The sequence below is a fragment of the Enterococcus sp. 5B3_DIV0040 genome, assembly GCF_002140755.1.
GTDB classification, from domain to species: Bacteria; Bacillota; Bacilli; order Lactobacillales; family Enterococcaceae; genus Enterococcus_D; species Enterococcus_D casseliflavus.
Genome location: NZ_NGLC01000001.1, coordinates 337,590 through 354,481, shown reverse-complemented (window position 1 = coordinate 354,481; position 16,892 = coordinate 337,590). Strand labels below are relative to the sequence as shown.

14 protein-coding genes and 1 other annotated feature (1 of these 15 only partly in view) are annotated in these 16,892 nt (G+C 44.9%); of the genes, 3 read left to right on the top strand and 11 right to left on the bottom strand.

All coding sequences use genetic code 11. The features are described 5' to 3' along the window. Positions 1-123 (bottom strand) — a binding site (T-box leader); it reaches 112 nt to the left of the window's first position. Between the two features lie 92 nt (positions 124-215). Genes dapF through A5883_RS01760 form a run of 3 tightly spaced genes read right to left on the bottom strand, consistent with a single transcriptional unit; the run spans position 216 to position 3,563 of the window. Then, positions 216-1,049, bottom strand: a complete 834-nt coding sequence (gene dapF, locus A5883_RS01770) for a diaminopimelate epimerase (protein WP_086337891.1) — start codon at positions 1,047-1,049, stop codon at positions 216-218. Positions 1,050-1,072: 23 nt separating this feature from the next. After that, a complete protein-coding gene (gene lysA / locus A5883_RS01765) occupies positions 1,073-2,389 on the bottom strand; it encodes a diaminopimelate decarboxylase (RefSeq protein WP_010749977.1) in 1,317 nt (438 codons plus the stop codon). Positions 2,390-2,393: 4 nt separating this feature from the next. Next, positions 2,394-3,563, bottom strand: a complete 1,170-nt coding sequence (locus A5883_RS01760) for a M20 metallopeptidase family protein (protein ID WP_005228259.1) — start codon at positions 3,561-3,563, stop codon at positions 2,394-2,396. 222 nt (positions 3,564-3,785) lie between these two features. Between A5883_RS01760 and dapA the strand changes: the two genes are divergently transcribed. The 3 genes from dapA to dapD are packed head-to-tail and all read left to right on the top strand — an operon-like array spanning position 3,786 to position 6,162. Continuing rightward, complete coding sequence (gene dapA / locus A5883_RS01755) at positions 3,786-4,667, top strand: 4-hydroxy-tetrahydrodipicolinate synthase (protein WP_008380503.1); 882 nt, start codon at positions 3,786-3,788, stop codon at positions 4,665-4,667. Between the two features lie 13 nt (positions 4,668-4,680). Next, positions 4,681-5,436: a 4-hydroxy-tetrahydrodipicolinate reductase gene (gene dapB, locus A5883_RS01750; RefSeq protein WP_015510324.1), complete on the top strand. Its 756-nt coding sequence runs from the start codon at positions 4,681-4,683 to the stop codon at positions 5,434-5,436. A gap of 12 nt (positions 5,437-5,448) precedes the next feature. Beyond that, positions 5,449-6,162 (top strand): 2,3,4,5-tetrahydropyridine-2,6-dicarboxylate N-acetyltransferase, encoded by a 714-nt coding sequence (gene dapD / locus A5883_RS01745; protein WP_005228253.1) that lies wholly within the window; start codon positions 5,449-5,451, stop codon positions 6,160-6,162. Positions 6,163-6,302: 140 nt separating this feature from the next. On the opposite strand, the gene A5883_RS01740 is transcribed toward dapD, so the two are convergent. From A5883_RS01740 to A5883_RS01705, 8 genes are all read right to left on the bottom strand, one after another. Beyond that, complete coding sequence (locus tag A5883_RS01740; protein WP_086337890.1) at positions 6,303-7,256, bottom strand: DHH family phosphoesterase; 954 nt, start codon at positions 7,254-7,256, stop codon at positions 6,303-6,305. A 54-nt stretch (positions 7,257-7,310) separates the two neighbouring features. Next, positions 7,311-8,642 carry a DRTGG domain-containing protein gene (locus tag A5883_RS01735; protein ID WP_005228249.1) on the bottom strand — a complete coding sequence of 444 codons (1,332 nt, stop codon included), beginning with the start codon at positions 8,640-8,642 and terminating at the stop codon, positions 7,311-7,313. 37 nt (positions 8,643-8,679) lie between these two features. Further along, positions 8,680-9,363 carry a metal-dependent hydrolase gene (locus A5883_RS01730; protein WP_005228247.1) on the bottom strand — a complete coding sequence of 228 codons (684 nt, stop codon included), beginning with the start codon at positions 9,361-9,363 and terminating at the stop codon, positions 8,680-8,682. Positions 9,364-9,561: 198 nt separating this feature from the next. Next, a complete protein-coding gene (locus A5883_RS01725; protein ID WP_015510327.1) occupies positions 9,562-11,001 on the bottom strand; it encodes an MFS transporter in 1,440 nt (479 codons plus the stop codon). A gap of 242 nt (positions 11,002-11,243) precedes the next feature. Beyond that, entirely contained in the window at positions 11,244-12,926 is a 1,683-nt protein-coding gene (locus tag A5883_RS01720) for a ribonuclease J (protein ID WP_010749981.1), read from the bottom strand. A gap of 122 nt (positions 12,927-13,048) precedes the next feature. Then, a complete protein-coding gene (locus A5883_RS01715; protein ID WP_010749982.1) occupies positions 13,049-14,101 on the bottom strand; it encodes an aspartate-semialdehyde dehydrogenase in 1,053 nt (350 codons plus the stop codon). A gap of 304 nt (positions 14,102-14,405) precedes the next feature. Further along, the gene (locus A5883_RS01710; RefSeq protein WP_005228237.1) at positions 14,406-16,193 is read right to left on the bottom strand and encodes a glycoside hydrolase family 13 protein; all 1,788 of its coding nucleotides are present in this window, start codon (positions 16,191-16,193) and stop codon (positions 14,406-14,408) included. A 160-nt stretch (positions 16,194-16,353) separates the two neighbouring features. Then, on the bottom strand, positions 16,354-16,839 hold the full coding sequence (locus A5883_RS01705; protein WP_086337889.1) for a MarR family winged helix-turn-helix transcriptional regulator: 486 nt from the start codon (positions 16,837-16,839) through the stop codon (positions 16,354-16,356). Positions 16,840-16,892 lie beyond the last annotated feature (53 nt).

The window sequence follows — 16,892 nt, the reverse complement described above, 5'->3', positions numbered from 1 at the left end:
TTGCTTTTGCTCACGTCCAAACGCTCCAAGGCCATCTTCAGTCAAACGGCTGTGCTCTTTCTCACCAATCCGAGCTCTCTGATCCAATCGAAACTGACTTACTCTTCTTATCATCGCGTGTTTTTAAGTTGTGTTTAACTATACGATAGCCTCAAATGAATGTCAATTCTTTTTTTCACGAAAATATCATCTTTTTGCAATAATTTTCACAGTGTTTACAGAGCCAAATTCTCATCTAAAATCAAGCCTTCAGATACCATAACCGCATCGCCGATCAATTCTAATGCGACCTGATCAACATCAACTTCTACCGTTAACTCGCCACCCAACACGTGCAGCAAGACATTCGCTGCCGATTGCTGGTGACGTTTGGTCACGACATACGCAGTGGCACCAGAACCTGTGCCGCACGCATAGGTAAAACCTTCCACCCCTCGTTCATACGTGCGAACGATCAGATCACCCTTGTCATCTTCTTCATAGAAATTGACATTCGCCCCTTTGGGAAAAACCTCCCAATAGCGTATCTCTTTGGCAAGTTCAGCCAGCTGTTCCAACTCAGTTTCTGCCAGACCAGGATAGTGAACCACCGCATGAGGGATTCCTGGATCACCCAATTCCACATAGTCCACGAATGAAACCATTGGATTCGGGTACGCTTGATCAAATGTAGTCACGGTGGGTGGATTCAAGGTTACTTTGTAGTGTTTTGCCGACAAGCGCCATGCGGGGACATCGCCAGCAACTGTTTCGATGGTCATCTGCTCGCCAGCAATTCCCTTCTCAAAGGCATAACGGGCAATACAGCGAGCGCCGTTGCCGCACATTTCTGCTTCGGTCCCATCAGCATTGTAAAACCGCATCCGAAAATCAGCGGTTCCTGTGGGAAAATCCACAGCCATGACTGCATCCGCGCCAACAGAAAATTTCCGATGGCAAACCTGAGCAGCAAATTGCGACAGTTGTTCATGGGAGAATTTCAATGTGCGGTTATCGATTACGATAAAATCATTTCCTGCACCTTGCATTTTTGTATAAGGAATCGTCATGTTGTCACCTGCTTTTCAAAATTTTACTTGCTGGAAGCTCCCTCTTTTAGAAACGAAGGAACCACTTCATTTTGCAGCATTTGCTCGTAGGACTGGCGTTTAACGGCTAATTCCGCTTGGCCGTTTTCCACAAAGACGACTGCAGGAATCTGTAAATTATTGTAGCTGCTGGCCATCGAATAGCCATAAGCTCCTGTTGCGAACGTAGCAAACAGATCCCCAGTTTCAACGGGCGGTAATGCAAGGTCTTTTACTAAGATGTCCGTGCTCTCACAAGCTTTGCCAGAAATGGTGATCTTTTGTGTCGCAGCTTCGGAAGCGCGGTTGGCTAAGATCCCAGTGTAAGTTGCCTGATAAAGACCCGGACGAATATTGTCTGTCATGCCACCGTCAATGCTGGCGTATGTTCTGATTCCCGGCAATGTCTTGATACTGCCGATGGTGTGCAAACTGATACCTGCTTCTGCGACGATACTGCGCCCAGGTTCAATAACGATGGTCGGACGTTCGCTCTGGTGCTGCGCATAAAAGGCGTCGATTTTTTCCATCACAGGATCTAAAAAGTAGCTGTAGGGTTGGCGAATATCTGCATCTGTGTATCGAACGCCAAAGCCGCCGCCAACATTTAGTTCTTTGATCCAATAATCAAAGCGTTCATGAATGGTTTGGACAAGGGCCAAAGCCGCATCAACTGCCGCTAGATGTGAGCGATTGTCCGACAATTGACTGCCGACATGAAAATGCAGGCCATAGAAATCCAATTCAGGTGCTTGAATCACTTCTTCCACTAACGGAAATAAGATTTCTTCATCTAAAGGAATCCCGAATTTCGAATCTTTTTGTCCGGTCGAGATAAATTGATGGGTGCTGACCGAAACCTCGGGTGTGATGCGCAACAAAATTTTAGCAACGACTTGCTTTTCTTGACATAACGCGCGGATCAAGCCGACTTCTTGAATGCCATCAACGATGATCCGTCCTACGCCATAATCAAGGGCGGCTGCTAATTCTTCAATCGATTTATTATTGCCGTTAAACTCGATGTGTTCTGCTGGAAAATCAGCTTGGATCGCTGTATACAGTTCTCCACCGCTAACCACGTCTAATGAGAGTCCTTCTGACTTGATCACTTGCAGCATTGCTGTGGTGCAGAAAGCTTTAGCGGCATAGGCTGCCCGTGTCTTGCTGTAGCGCGTCAAAAACTGCGCCTGAATCTTTTGGCATTCTTCGCGAATTTCCGAAACGGAATACACGTAAAGGGGGGTTCCGAAGGTTTTTGCCAGCTCAACGGTATCACAACCGTCAATGTATAAGTGATTGTTCTTGATTTCTTTTGCCATCGCTTTACTCCTTGTCTGTTGGCTCGTTCAACGCCTCGATCAAACGAACGTAGCATTCGATGCCTTGCAATAGATTTTTTTCGTCAAAATTCATTTTGCTGCTGTGTAAAGGGTGGACATAGCCTTTTTCTTCATTTCGGGTACCCACAAAGAAAAAGACACCTGGGATCTCCTTTTGGTACATCGAAAAATCCTCTGCCAACATATATGGTGGTGTTTCTCGGTAGCTCTCCCCGACCACTTTTTCCAACACTTCCACCATCTCAGGATCATTGTCCACGACACGATAAAGATGTTCGAATTCGACATCCGCCGTGCAATCATATCCTTTGGCGATTTCTTGTGCGACGGTGGTGATTCTGCGCGTCATCGTTTCATAGACTTCATCTTCAAACGCCCGCATCGTTCCTTTTAAAACGACCTTACCGGGAATGATATTTTCCGCATCTCCCCCATGGATCTTCCCAAAAGTGATGACCCCAGCAGAAAGCGGGCTGATATTGCGTGAAATGATCGAATGCAATCCTTGAATAATCGCAGCCGCGGCTAAAATGGCATCATGTCCTTGATGAGGCTGGGCACCATGGGCACTCGTGCCGTTGATCGTTAGATTGATCTCGCCGTTACGGGCCATCATCGGACCTTTCCGGCTCGCAATGACTCCTTCGGGAAAGTCTGGGAAGACATGCAGCCCCACGATTTTTTCCACGCCAAAATCTCGTAAGATGCCTTCATCGATCATCAATTGAGCGCCACCGGGGCTTTCCTCGGCTGGTTGGAAAATCAAAACGATCGTTCCACGAATCACTTCAGGATGTGTTGCCAAATATTTAGCGAACCCTAGCATCGTTGCCATATGGCCGTCATGACCGCAGGCATGCATTTTCCCTTCATGTTTGGAAACAAAGGAAACACCTGTCTCTTCTTTGATCGGTAGTGCATCGATATCCGTTCGAAAGGCCAGCGTCTTTCCTGGGCGATCGCTGCGAAAGACCGCAATCAAGCCGGTTTCAATCACTGGATAGATTTCTTTGATCCCAAAGGATTGCAACTGACGCAGCAAGTATTCCTTTGTTTTGAACTCAGTTAACCCTAATTCAGGGATTGTATGTAATTCACGACGAAAACGAACCACGTCTTCGGTTAATTCTTTGACTGCTTGCGATACTTGCATGTTAAAACACCTTTCTATTCATTCCTTTTAAAAATATCCATAAAAACCAACGAATATTCAGTTTTTCATTGATATTGTTTAATATTATAGTATATAATTCGAATAATCTATAGTATAAATTGTCGAAATGTTTCGATTTTTATTGAAAAATTTACCCCTCGTTTTGGTACACTTATACGTAGAGTTACGAAAAATAAATTGGTTGAAAGGATGTGTCGTAGTTTGACAATATTCAAAGGTTCTGGCGTTGCGTTGATCACCCCTATGCTTCAAGATGGTTCGGTGGATTTCGATAAGCTGAAGGAGTTAGCGGAGTGGCATGTGCAGCAAGGAACGAATGCAATCATTGCATGCGGTACGACCGGTGAAGCATCCACGTTAGACGATGAAGAACATATCGCGGTGATCGAAGCGGTGGTAAAACAAGTTGCTGGTCGAATCCCCGTCATCGGCGGAACAGGCTCCAACAACACCCAACATGGGATCCATCTTTCAAAAGAAGCACAGCGCGTTGGTGCTGACGCATTATTGGTTGTAACACCCTATTACAACAAAGCGACCAAGAAAAGTTTAGTCGCTCACTATGAAGCAATCTGTCAAAGCGTTGAGCTGCCAGTGATCTTATACTCCGTCAGCTCAAGAACCGGCTTAAATTTAACACCTGAAGCTGTGGCAGAACTGAAAAAAATCCCTAATATCAAAGGCATCAAAGAAGCCAGCGGCGACATTTCGCAAATCGCAGAAATCGCTCGTCTTGCGGATGATGACTTTGCGATCTATTCAGGAAATGACGATCAAGTAACCCCAATTCTAGCTTTAGGTGGCTCTGGCGTGATTTCAACGATCGGCAATATCGCTCCGAAACAAACGGCACAACTCGTTGCTGATTTCTTAAATGGTGATGTAAAAGCCGCCATCAAAGAGCAATTGCGACAAAAACCGTTGATCGATGCGATTTTCAGTGAAGTAAATCCTGTGCCGATCAAAGCAGCGGTCTCCTTGCTAGGCAAATGCGAATTGCATTATCGTTTGCCTTTGGGTGTCCCAGAAGATGCGACCCTCGTTCATTTAGAAGAAGAAATGACCAATTACGGATTGCTGTAAGGAGGAGTTTTTGGTGAAACAGATTTTATTAAGCGGTGCAAACGGTCGTATGGGCAAAGTGTTGCAAAGCCTGATCGCAAAGCACCCTCAGTTAGAAGTGGCCGCCGGATTGGATCGTACCGAGCAATTAGATGGTCCCTTTCCAATCTATGATCGTCCAGAAAAAATCACGCAGCCGATCGATTTGGTGATTGATTTTTCTCATTATAGCAATGTCCCTGCCTTATTGAACTATTGTGTCGAACAGCAGCTGCCTATCGTGGTTGCTACAACTGGTTTGACGGAAGACACGCAGATGATGCTGCCGTTGGCTGCTAAAGTGATCCCAGTTTTCTATTCTGCCAATATGTCGTTGGGGATCAATGTACTGATCAAAGCACTACAAAGTATCACCCCCGCATTAGAAGCTGACTTTGACATTGAGATCATCGAAAAGCATCATAATCAAAAACTCGATGCACCAAGTGGTACAGCTTTGCTGTTGGCAGATAGTATCAATGACAGCTGCGAAACGAAAAAAGAGTATCTCTACGGGCGTGAAGGCAGTGATCTAGTAAATGACCGCAAGCAGATGGGCATCCATGCCGTTCGCGGCGGAACGATTCCTGGAGAACACATTGTCATCTACGCTGGGCAGGATGAAATCATTGAATTGAAACACACAGCGCTCTCCCGCGAAATCTTCGCCAATGGTGCGCTAAAAGCAGCGGAATTTTTAGCCAACCAACCAGCTGGTTTTTATTCCATGCAAAATCTAATCGACAAGTAAAGGTGGTCTCTCATGACAGAATTACAATTTTCCGATCCTTATCAATTAGCAAAATACATCAAAGAAGCAAATAAACAAACACCTGTAAAAGTCTATATCAATGGAGATCTTAGTAACGTCCAAGCAGATGGCATCCAATTGTTTGGTAACGGCACCTTCTATTTCGTGGTTGGTGACAGTCAAAAAGTGGCTGAGTTTTTAACCGCGCACCAAGACAAAATCACCGATCACTATCTGGAAAATGATCGCCGCAACTCAGCGATCCCTTTATTGGACTTGACGAAAGTCGATGCCCGTATCGAACCAGGTGCCTTTATCCGTGACCAAGCCATCATTGAAAAAAATGCCGTTATCATGATGGGGGCAGTGATCAACATTGGTGCCGTGGTTGGTGAAGAAACCATGATCGACATGGGTGCGATTTTAGGCGCCCGAGCAACCGTTGGAAAAAAAGCCCATATTGGCGCTGGTGCTGTCTTGGCTGGCGTTCTTGAGCCACCTTCAGCAAGCCCAGTCATCATTGAAGACAATGTTTTGATCGGTGCAAATGCCGTCGTCCTTGAAGGCGTCCGTGTCGGCGAAGGTGCAGTCGTCGCTGCAGGTTCTGTGGTGACGGAAGATGTCCCTGCTGGAGCAGTCGTTGCTGGCTCACCAGCCAAAGTCATCAAAATGAAAGACGAGAAAACGAAAAGCAAAACCGAATTTTTAGACGATCTACGGGGCTAAGCCGCGCTTTTCTCAAAAATAAACAAAAAAACGCAGTGCGGGTTCAGTGATGAGCCTGCGCTGCGTTTTGTCTAAAAAAGGGCGTGCCGAAAGCTTTTGGCACGCCCTTTTTCTATTGGTAAATGTTCTTGTAAAAGTGTTTATTCTGCTTGAAATTCTTTGATCGCTGCTTGGATCTCTTGATAGATCACGGCAACTTCTTCAAGGTCTTTTGCGTTTGCTCCACTGGCAAGGGGATGTCCGCCGCCATGATGGCGTTTGGCGATCTCATTGATCACTGGACCTTTCGAACGCATCCGCACCCGATAATAGCCTTCTGGTTGTTCGACAAAGATCGCCCAAGCCATCACTTCGTCGATTTTCCCTGGTAAGGAAACGACTGCTGAGGTTTCCGAATCCACTACGCCAAAACGCTGCTGCAATTCTTGTGATAGGATCACTTTGCCAGCACCAATCTCATCGATCTCGATGTTTTCGTAGACATACCCTGAAAGGCGAGCAACACTGCGAGAGACTTGATCCAATTGCCGATTGATCTTCGGTGCATCAAAACCGTAATCCAATAGTTCAGCCGCTAAGCGCAGCGTTGTCGCTGTCGTTGCCGGATATAAAAACCGTCCAGTATCACCAACAATGCCTGCATATAGCAGACGAGCCGCTTCTTGCGTCATCGTCAGCTCGTTTTGAAACATTTGCCAAAACGAAACGATCATCTCACTACAGCTGCTGGCATTCGTATTGACCCAGACCAGCTCTCCGTAAGGCTCATCATTAGGGTGATGATCGATTTTGATCAATTTCGCCCCTTGATCATAGCGTTGGTCACTGACCCGTGGTGCATTGGCCGTATCTGTAACGATCACCAACGCTCCTTTATACAAATCATCAGGGATCGTCTGCATCAGCGCCAAGTAATCCAATCCTTCAACAGGTCCGCCGACTTGATAGATTTCTTTTTTGGGAAAACTAGCTCGTAAAATTTCTGCCAAGCCCACTTGTGATCCTAATGCATCTGGATCAGGGCGCTGGTGCCGATGGATAATGATTCGGTCGAATGCTTTGATTGTTGCAAGTATTTCTTCTTGTACCTTCATGAATGGTCTCAACTTTCTCTCTAAAATTTTTCCATAAGTGCCGTTTTCGATGATTTATGGGCGTTCCATTACTTGGCATACCACGATCGCTTTTGCCACTAAGGAATTTTCGATCGATACTTCGATATCGATTTTCGCCGAACGTCGCCCCAGTTCTAGAATCTTCGGTTGAATGATGATCTCGCTTTCTAATTGGATCAAACGGAAGTAATGCAGATTGACTTGCTCGATCCAACTATTGCGCCGTTGATTCAACTGCATCGTTCGTTTCGCCGTATTAGCGATCACTTCACTCAAGACACCAAAAGAGATCGTTCCGACTTCATTGACCATTTGAGGCGTCACCGCAAAGCTGAAATGCGGCTGCGGCAATTTGTTCCCTTCAAAATCTTGTTCGATGACTTGCATCTGTCCCGAGATTTGGTCTGAAATCGTATCTGAAATTTGTGTTTGTCGTTGGACCATCTGCATCGCTTTCATGATGTCTTGGCGTGTAACGATCCCAATCAAAGAAAGGTCATCTGCTACGACGGGCATCACTTCTAAGCCATCCCAAATCATCTGATGGCTGGCAGAGGCCACACTCATCTCTTTTTTTACGACCCGTGGTTCCCGGGTCATGATTCGTTCGATGATCTGCGTGTCAGGCTTTTCTAGGACATCTTTGGCTGTGATGATCCCAACGACCCGCATATTCTTGTTGACAACTGGATAGCGGGAGTGATTGGTAGACTCCGAAAGCAGTTTGTAATCCTTGACCGTATCGAAGGTGTGCAGATACTTGGTTTTTTCCAATGGCATATAAATGTCACTCACCAGCATGATGTCCTTTTTGATCAGCTGGTCGCTCAAGGCACGGTTGATCATCGTTGCCACGGTAAAGGTGTCATAGGTCGTTTGTAAAATCGGCAGCTCCAATTCGTCTGCTAAGCGACAGATTTCCTCTGAGGTTTCAAAGCCCCCCGTGATCAAGACGGCTGCGCCATCTTCCAGTGCCAACTTGTGGACTTCATTACGGTTTCCGACGATCACTAAGGAACCAGGCGTGATGTAGCGTTCCATTGCCGATTCCTTCATGGCGCCGATAACAAATTTGTTCAAGTCTTTGTCTAAACCGGCTGCGCCGCCCAAAACATCGCCTTCAATGATTTGGACGACTTCGCCGAAAGTTAGTTTTTCAATGTGTTTCTTTAGTTTCCGTTCAATCCGAATGGTTCCCACACGTTGGATCGTTGAAACCAAGCCGATATTTTCCGCATCTTTGATCGCCCGATAGGCTGTTCCTTCACTGACATTCAAGTCTTTTGCGATTCCCCGCACCGAGATGCGATCGCCTACAGGCAGATTCTCGATATGCGCTAAAATCAAGTCGTGTTTTGTCGCCATAATTATCCCCTATTCCTACTACAAATCTTCCTGTTGCTTAAACTTCTAATGTCTCACCGACTGCAAGGATCTGGCCCACACCTGCCGGCAATAAATTCACGAAGGTTTGCGGATCTTGCTTGATCATTGGAAACGTATTGTAATGGATCGGTACTACTTTGCTCGCGTTTAAAAGCGCCGCTGCTGTTGCAGCATCTTGAACGCCCATCGTAAAATTATCCCCGATCGGTAAAAACGCCACATCGATGTCGAAACGTTCACCGATCATCGCCATATCGCTAAAGAGGGCAGTATCGCCAGCGTGGTAGATGGTTTTGCCTTCTGCTTCTAAAATGATCCCCACTGGATTGCCCATATAGATCATCGTTCCGTCTTCTTCAAGACCAGAGCTGTGTTTCGCTTCCACCATTGAGATTTTGCCAAACGGGAACTCAAAAGAGCCTCCCATATTCATGCCATGCGTCTCAGCAACGCCTTTGCGGGCTGCATAGCGGCAAATTTCAACGACACTGATCACTGGTGCTTCATTTCTTTTGGCGATCGGCACCATGTCCCCAATATGATCGCTATGACCATGCGTGATCAAAAGCCAATCGGTTTCCACTGTGTCTGCATCCAAATCAGTCAGAGCATTTCCAGTAATAAAAGGGTCAAACAACAATTTTTGGCCATCCGCTAATTGGATAGCAAGCACCGAGTGTCCGTGATACGTAAGTTTCATACAACATTCCCCTTTCCATCTAAGTAATACAGTCTAATATTTTTCATTATAACAGATAACGCCAGAAATCCAAAAGCACAAATTCTGGCAGCTTTATTACATCCGTCCTTTTTCTGGTTCTTGTCAAGAAAAATAAAAAAACTGTTCTACCCTTTCTGAATAAGGAATAGAACAGTTCGACCTGATGACTTCAAGCGATCATAGCGTTTTCTTACGTCCGCCTTGTTTATAGATGCGCCAGACTGTTAAGAATAACGCCGTGATACAAAGAAGGAACGCCCCAAAGAAGGTGATTTTCATGCCATAGGCAAAAATATCTGCCCGACCTGCGATATAGGTCGTCACATGCTTCCCATAGGCTTGACTCATTGCGGCATAAAGAATCGTCGTTGCTAAGGATATCCCTAAGACCATGCCCAAGTTACGGGCAAAGGAATTTAGACTACCTGCCACCCCAAGATTTTCTTTGGTGACGCTGCTCATCACCATCGTATTGTTGGGGGATTGGAACAACGAATTGCCTAACCCCATGATGGCAGTAGCGACGACATAGTACCAAATCGGCGTATGCTGATTCATAAACATATACATCAGCTGAGTGATGGACAGCAACGCTAAGCCAGCTAAGACCAAGATCTCCGGTCCTACACGGTCCGTCAAATAGCCGCTAAGTGGTGAACCGATGACCATCATCAAAGGAAAGACCATCATCAGCATTCCTGCCACACTCGGCGTTAAGCCTCGGGCACTTTGCAAGTAAAAGGGAATCACGACATTGACAAAAAAGTTTGCAGAAAAGATCAGCAACGCCGTGATCAGGCTCATGGTGAAAATTTTATTACGAAAGATCCCAAAGGTAATCAGCGGTTTGCTCACACGCGCTTCTACTCGCAAAAAGACGATGAATGCCACTAAGGCGATCCCCACCAACAGCAGCGGCAGCCACGTTAGAAAGCCACGCTCTTGTCCAAGAAAAATGCCGCCGAAGAAGCTGATAATTGCAATTGAAAACAGCACAAACCCGGTTTTATCGATGGAATCATGACTCATGGTGATATCTTTTGGCAACACCTTTTCTCCAGCAATCATCGTCAGAATACCGACTGGAACATTGATCCAAAAAATAAACGGCCAAGAAAAATGCGCCAAAATCACTCCGCCTAATCCAGGACCGGCGATGGATCCTAACGAAACAAAGGCACCAATCATCCCTAAGGCACGTCCTCGTTCACTCATAGGAAAAACTTCAGTAATGATTCCGGTATTTGTCGCCATCGTCATGCTGGCACCGATCGCTTGCACGACTCGGGCAAATAGCAGAAATGCTAAGGAATGATTAAACCCGCATAACAGCGAACCGATAATAAAAATTAGCATCCCCAAGCGGAATACTTTGATCTTGCCCCAACTATCCCCTACCTTACCGAATAACAAAAGGCAGGCACAAACGATCATCAAGTAGACGGATACGACCCACTCCGCTTGATTCATAGGGACACCCATATCTGCCGAGATCGTGGGCAAAGCGATATTTACGATACTCCCATCCAGTGTTGACATAAAGGTAAACATCGAAACAGCAATGAGAATCCACCACTTTCTCTGTTGTACTACGGGATTTTCTTGATAACTATTCACAAATCGACCATCCTCTCTTTGCTTGTTTTGTTCCTCTAGTCTTAGGGGGACAACTTTGTATTATTGATCGAAATCCATTCGCCGTCAATCCTTATCTGCTCATCACGACCAAAATAAGGGTCATTTTGTAAAAAAAACGCCACCTGTTTTCTTACATAAAAAAAGACAAAAGCTTCGGTGAAAAGAAATCGGCCGTCAAACGGCTATTCTTTCACCTGCTTTTGTCAGTAGGTCAAAACGAATTATTTACGGTTGCGATTTCTTTGGCTTGATTCCATGATGACCGGCAAGATGACTGGACGGCGTTTGGTTTGTTCAAACAAGAAACGACTCAAACGATCACGGATATCTTGTTTCAATTTGCTCCATTCAAACTCTTCATCATGAAGGTGTTTTTCTACGATTTCTTCCACGATCTCGCCACTTTCACGAATCAGATCGCGGCTGGCTTTCACATAGACAAACCCGCGAGAAGTGATTTGTGGTGCAGAAATAATTTTCTTTTCGCGACGATTGATCGTCACTACCGCAACGAAGATTCCGTCTTCAGATAAGACTTTGCGGTCTCGCAGGACGATATTCCCAATGTCACCGACACCGATCCCATCGATCATGACGTTTTCAGCTGGAACCGCACCTGCGGCAAGCATTTCGCCTTTTTTGTACTCTAACACATCTCCACGAGCAGTAATGAAGATATTTTTCATCGGAATCCCGACTTCTTGCGCCAAGTCCACATGGGCGGCTAATTGGCGGTACTCGCCTTGAATAGGGATAAAGTACTTCGGTTTCATCATATTCAACATCAGCTGCAGATCATTCGGGTTGGCATGACCAGAAACACGGAAATTATCCGAGATCTGTTTCACGGTACCGCCAGCGCGATAGATGATATCTTCCGTTTTCGCAACCACAGTTTCCATTGCCGTTGTCGGCGTCGTTGTGATGTAAACAAGATCTCCTTCTTTGATGCGCAGCGTCCGGTGAGAGCCGTTGGCCATTTTTTGCAACGCTTTGATTGGTTCACCCATACGACCTGTTTCTAAAATCAGCAACTGTTCGTCTGAGTATTTTTTCATTTCTTTTTGGGTGATCAGTAAGTCTTCGGCAGGTAATTTTAATTTCCCTAACTTCATGGCCGTTTTGATGATCCGACCAAAATCTTGCCCGGTCAAAACGACTTTGCGATCAGAACGAAACGCCGCATCTAATACTTGTTGCACCCGTTGCAAATTGCTGGCAACACTAGCGACGATGATCCGACCTTCCCAGTAACGGATATTGTCATAAACTTCATCTTGGATCGTCAATTCAGAAGCGATCGGCGTTGGATTTTCGGCATTTGAAGACGTGCTTAGCAATGCTAAGACGCCTTCTTTTCCAATTTCCGCTAAGCGGCCAAAATCGGTTTGATACATAGGGATCGCTGTTTGGTCAAACTTGAAATCTCCTGTATAAACGATATTGCCAGCTTCTGTTTTGACGCTGATCCCAACAGAATCAGGGATGGAGTGGGTCGTACGGAAAAAGCTGATGGTCGCATGACCAAAGTCGATCTCCGAATGTTCATCGATCACATGAAAATCTTTGAAGCGCTTGGTAGCTTCATTTTTATTCACGGTCAATTTTGCTAGTTCGATCGTTAACTCGGTCCCAAAGACCGGTACTTGGATATTCTCCAAGAAATAAGGCAATGCACCAATCGCATCTGCATGCCCATGGGTCAAGAAGACACCCGCCACACGGTCGGCATTTTCTTCTAAATATGTGAAGTCTGGAATCACTGTATCGATCCCTAATAATTCATTTTCTGGATAACGGACACCGCAATCCAGCACAAATATATCCTCGCCAACTTCAGCAATGTACATGTTCTTTCCGTTTTCGCGTACACCGCCAAGAGGAATGATTTTTATCGTTTCCACTTTTATTCACCTCTTAATTTTTTTCTACTGTATTATTTCCCAAGCATAAGCCGTCCCTATTATTATACAACAAAAAAAAGAAAAGCGTGGCATTCACCACACTTTTCTGAAAAACTTATGGTTTACACATGAACTAATCCTTGCTGATGCAGGCTTTCGGCGATTTGAACGGAGTTCCATGCCGCCCCTTTCAGCAAATTATCAGAAACGACCCATAAATGCAAGCCGTTTTCGACATCCAAATCTTTGCGAATCCGACCAACAAAGGTTTCTGTTTTGTCCACACTGGTCAAAGCTTGCGGGTACACTTGTTGACTCGGATCATCTTGCAAGACAGCTCCTGGCGCTTCGCTGATCCACTGTCTGACTTCCTCAACACTAGCATGGTCTTTGGTCTCGATATAAATCGACTCTGAATGACCGCTAAACACAGGGATCCGCACACACGTAGCTGCTACTTTGATCTGCGTATCTTCCATGATCTTCTTCGTTTCATTGATCATTTTCCACTCTTCGTAAGTATAATCCTCTTCGGCGAAAACATCGATTTGCGGCAAGGCATTAAACGCGATCGGGTAGTGCTTCTTGTCGCTGCCTGCTGGTAAAATCTCAGGGTTTAGTTCATCAGCGGCTTTGCCAGCTAATAATTCTTGAGATTCACGAGTCAATTCAGCCAAGGCTTGGGCGCCAGCACCTGAAACTGCTTGATACGTCGAAACCAAGACCCTCGATAAACCGACTTTTTGACGAATCGGTTCTAACGCCACCATCATTTGAATCGTTGAACAATTCGGATTGGCAATGATTCCTTTATGTTGCGCTAATGCATGAGGATTCACCTCAGGAACGACTAGAGGAACATTCGGGTCCATCCGAAAATGACTGGTATTGTCGATCACGACTGCACCGTGTTTGACTGCTTCTGGAGCAAATTGTTTTGAAATGCCGCCACCGGCACTGAACAATGCAATATCGACGCCTGCAAAGGAATCTGTGGTCAGCTCTTGAATAACGAGCGGTTCATTTTTGAACACAAGGGTCTTCCCAGCAGAACGTTTGGATGCCAACAACGTTATTTTTTTGATCGGCAACGTGGTCTTCTCCAACATCTCAATCATTTTTGTTCCTACTGCGCCGGTAGCCCCGACAACTGCTACGTGATACCCTGTACTCATCAAATCACTCCTCGAATAAAAATACATTTTTACTAGTTTATCATATCTTGTAAAAAAGAAAAGACCTTTCGTGGAAAGAAGCACAAAAAGAAGGCAATACTGTCTAAATTTTCAATCTTTTCCCCCTTTACAGAAAAAATCTACCTATATTTAAGGGTTATCATTTGTCACATTCAGGTGTTATAGGATATAATACCGACAGAAGGAATTTTGGGGAAGATTCTTTCCAACGTGCATGGGGAAATTAAAAATACCCAAAACATTGAATGAGGCAAGAATTGCATATGCAATTCTTGCCTCATTTTTATGCTTCATTCGATTCTTCGTTGTTTACTTTCACGATAGCAAAGCCTTTGTTATCAATAATCATCGTTTCATCTTCCAATTGGACAAACTGTTCCATCAGGATCGAATCAGGACGAGAAAGGGTGATTTGGTCATCGCCCGTATTGAAAATACCGATGATCCGCTGTGCCCCTAACTCTCGTTCGAAAATGATCAGTCCATCCTCTTCCGAAACCCAGTTCCAACTCAAGGAACCTTCTGATAAGACTTTCTGGTTGTCTTTGCGAATGCTGATCAATGAGCGAGTGAAATGCAGGAGATCACGATCTTGCTTTTCTTCTTCCCAAATCATACATTTACGGCAATCCGGGTCCATATCGCCGGTCAAACCGATCTCATCACCGTAATACAGGCAAGGAACGCCTTGTTGCAGATACGTAAAGGCCATCACTTGGCGCATCAAGTCTTTGTCTCCTCGAGCCAAAGTTAACAAGCGCGGGGTATCATGAGAATCCAAGATATTGAACTGCACTTGATTGGTTTGCTCCCGATACAACATCAGCTGGTTATTTAATTCCGAGACCATTTTCGTCATAGAGATCTCGTCTTTGACAAAATATTCAATGATTGCATCCGTAAAGGCGTAATTCATTACTGCATGAAACTCGTCGCCTTGTAACCACCGTTGAGAAGAGTGCCAAATTTCCCCAAGGATATAAAAATCATCTTTGGCATCATCACACACTTGGCGGAATTTTTTCCAGAAGTGGTGACTGACTTCATTGGCAACGTCCAAGCGCCAAGCATCGATATCAAACTCTTCGATCCAATAACGAGCGATCTTCAACAAATAATCTTGCACATCGGGATTTTCTGTATTGAGTTTTGGCATATGCGGCGTAAAGGCAAACACATCATAGGTGATGTCATAAGCATCTTCAAAGTTTTCCCCTTCTTTGTAGTTGACAGGAAACTCATTGATGTGGAACCAATCAGCAAAGGGCGAATCTTTGCCGTTTTTGATGACATCTAGCCATTGATGCGAAGTATCCCCCATATGATTGAACACAGCATCTAGCATGACTTTGATACCGCGTTTGTGGCATTCCTCCACTAAGCGTTTAAAGGTGTCGTTATCCCCAAACGCTGGATCGATGGCTAAATAATCGATGGTATCATACTTGTGATTCGAATAGGCCTCAAAAATCGGACAGAAGTAGATTCCATTGATTCCTAGATCAACGAGGTAATCCAAATGATCGATGACCCCTTGCAGATCCCCGCCGAAAAAGTCTTGGCGATCGGGATTTTTTGAACCCCATGGCAATACACCTTCTGGATCATTTGATGGGTCCCCATTTGCAAAGCGTTCAGGGAAGATTTGATACCAAACGGTTTCTTTTGCCCACTCGGGAATTTTGAAACGATCGGCTTCTTGGAAGTAAGGCATCCGAAAATAATTGTTGTTCATTTCTAAATATTGCTGCTCAAAAGGATAGACCCCGTGGTCTCCATAAAAGACATGCAACCCATCGTAACTTTCGATGGAAAAGCCGTAAGACAAACGGCGGAATTCTGCTCCGACCGATACTTGCCAATAATCATGCAAGTCCGTGGAAAGAATTTTTTTCATTTCAATTCTTTGCTGGTACCAAGCTTCTTTATACAGTGTGTAAGGATCACCGCAAAGCAGCTGGACATGGCGGACGTCTTGACGGGCGGTACGCAAACGGATATGCATTTTATCCTTCTCGTACAAATACGCAAATTCACTTTCGGGACGATGATAAATGGCAGTAGTATTCATAGCAGACTCCTTTGACTTGTTTGATATACTCATTGTCGCACAAATCAGAAGTCAAAACAAGAGAAAAACGCAATCGGTTGCTTTATCTAAAAAATCGATAATATAAGTTAATATGAAATTAATCCAGTAATTAAAAAGCAAACGATTGCTTCGCCTTTTTTTAATCAAACGGCGTATTTTGCTCACATTGATTGCCAGTCCGTAAAATGTCATATTTCCGCAAGATCCCCACTGCTTCCGTCAACGACTGACTCAACTGCTGGATATCTTCTGCAGCCATTTGAGCGGTTTTGGCATTCAAGCGGTCTTCCACTTGTTTTTTCTTTTGGACAAACAACTGCTTCCCAGCTTCTTCCAAATAAACATTGACGTTGCGGCGATTGACGTCGTTGGTTTTGCGGACCACAAAGCCAGCCTTTTCTAACCCCGAGATCGAACGACTGATTTGGACTTTTGACGTACCGATTTGCTGGGCCAACTCGGACATCGTGATTCCTTCATTACTAGAGATCACCACGAGTTCCAAGATTTCCATTTTGGTCAATTTTAAATCTTCCAGACCGATTTCTTCAAACAATATGTTTCCCATCAGCGAAAAGATCTCCGCAAATACCGCCATATTGAATGTTCCTAACGCTTTTTCCATACTCTCCCTCTTTTCTGTCTTTAGTTTAGTATAAATTATTTGTTTAAACAATG

Excerpts from the sequence above, each read along its gene's own strand:
- A5883_RS01760 (WP_005228259.1), bottom strand. The coding sequence starts at position 3,563 with ATGCAAGTATCGCAAGCAGTCAAAGAATTAACCGAAGACGTGGTTCGT.
- lysA (WP_010749977.1), bottom strand. The coding sequence starts at position 2,389 with ATGGCAAAAGAAATCAAGAACAATCACTTATACATTGACGGTTGTGAT.
- A5883_RS01735 (WP_005228249.1), bottom strand. The coding sequence starts at position 8,642 with ATGGCGACAAAACACGACTTGATTTTAGCGCATATCGAGAATCTGCCT.
- A5883_RS01740 (WP_086337890.1), bottom strand. The coding sequence starts at position 7,256 with ATGAAGGTACAAGAAGAAATACTTGCAACAATCAAAGCATTCGACCGA.
- A5883_RS01710 (WP_005228237.1), bottom strand. The coding sequence starts at position 16,193 with ATGAATACTACTGCCATTTATCATCGTCCCGAAAGTGAATTTGCGTAT.
- A5883_RS01730 (WP_005228247.1), bottom strand. The coding sequence starts at position 9,363 with ATGAAACTTACGTATCACGGACACTCGGTGCTTGCTATCCAATTAGCG.
- A5883_RS01705 (WP_086337889.1), bottom strand. The coding sequence starts at position 16,839 with ATGGAAAAAGCGTTAGGAACATTCAATATGGCGGTATTTGCGGAGATC.
- dapF (WP_086337891.1), bottom strand. The coding sequence starts at position 1,049 with ATGACGATTCCTTATACAAAAATGCAAGGTGCAGGAAATGATTTTATC.
- dapD (WP_005228253.1), top strand. The coding sequence starts at position 5,449 with ATGACAGAATTACAATTTTCCGATCCTTATCAATTAGCAAAATACATC.
- A5883_RS01715 (WP_010749982.1), bottom strand. The coding sequence starts at position 14,101 with ATGAGTACAGGGTATCACGTAGCAGTTGTCGGGGCTACCGGCGCAGTA.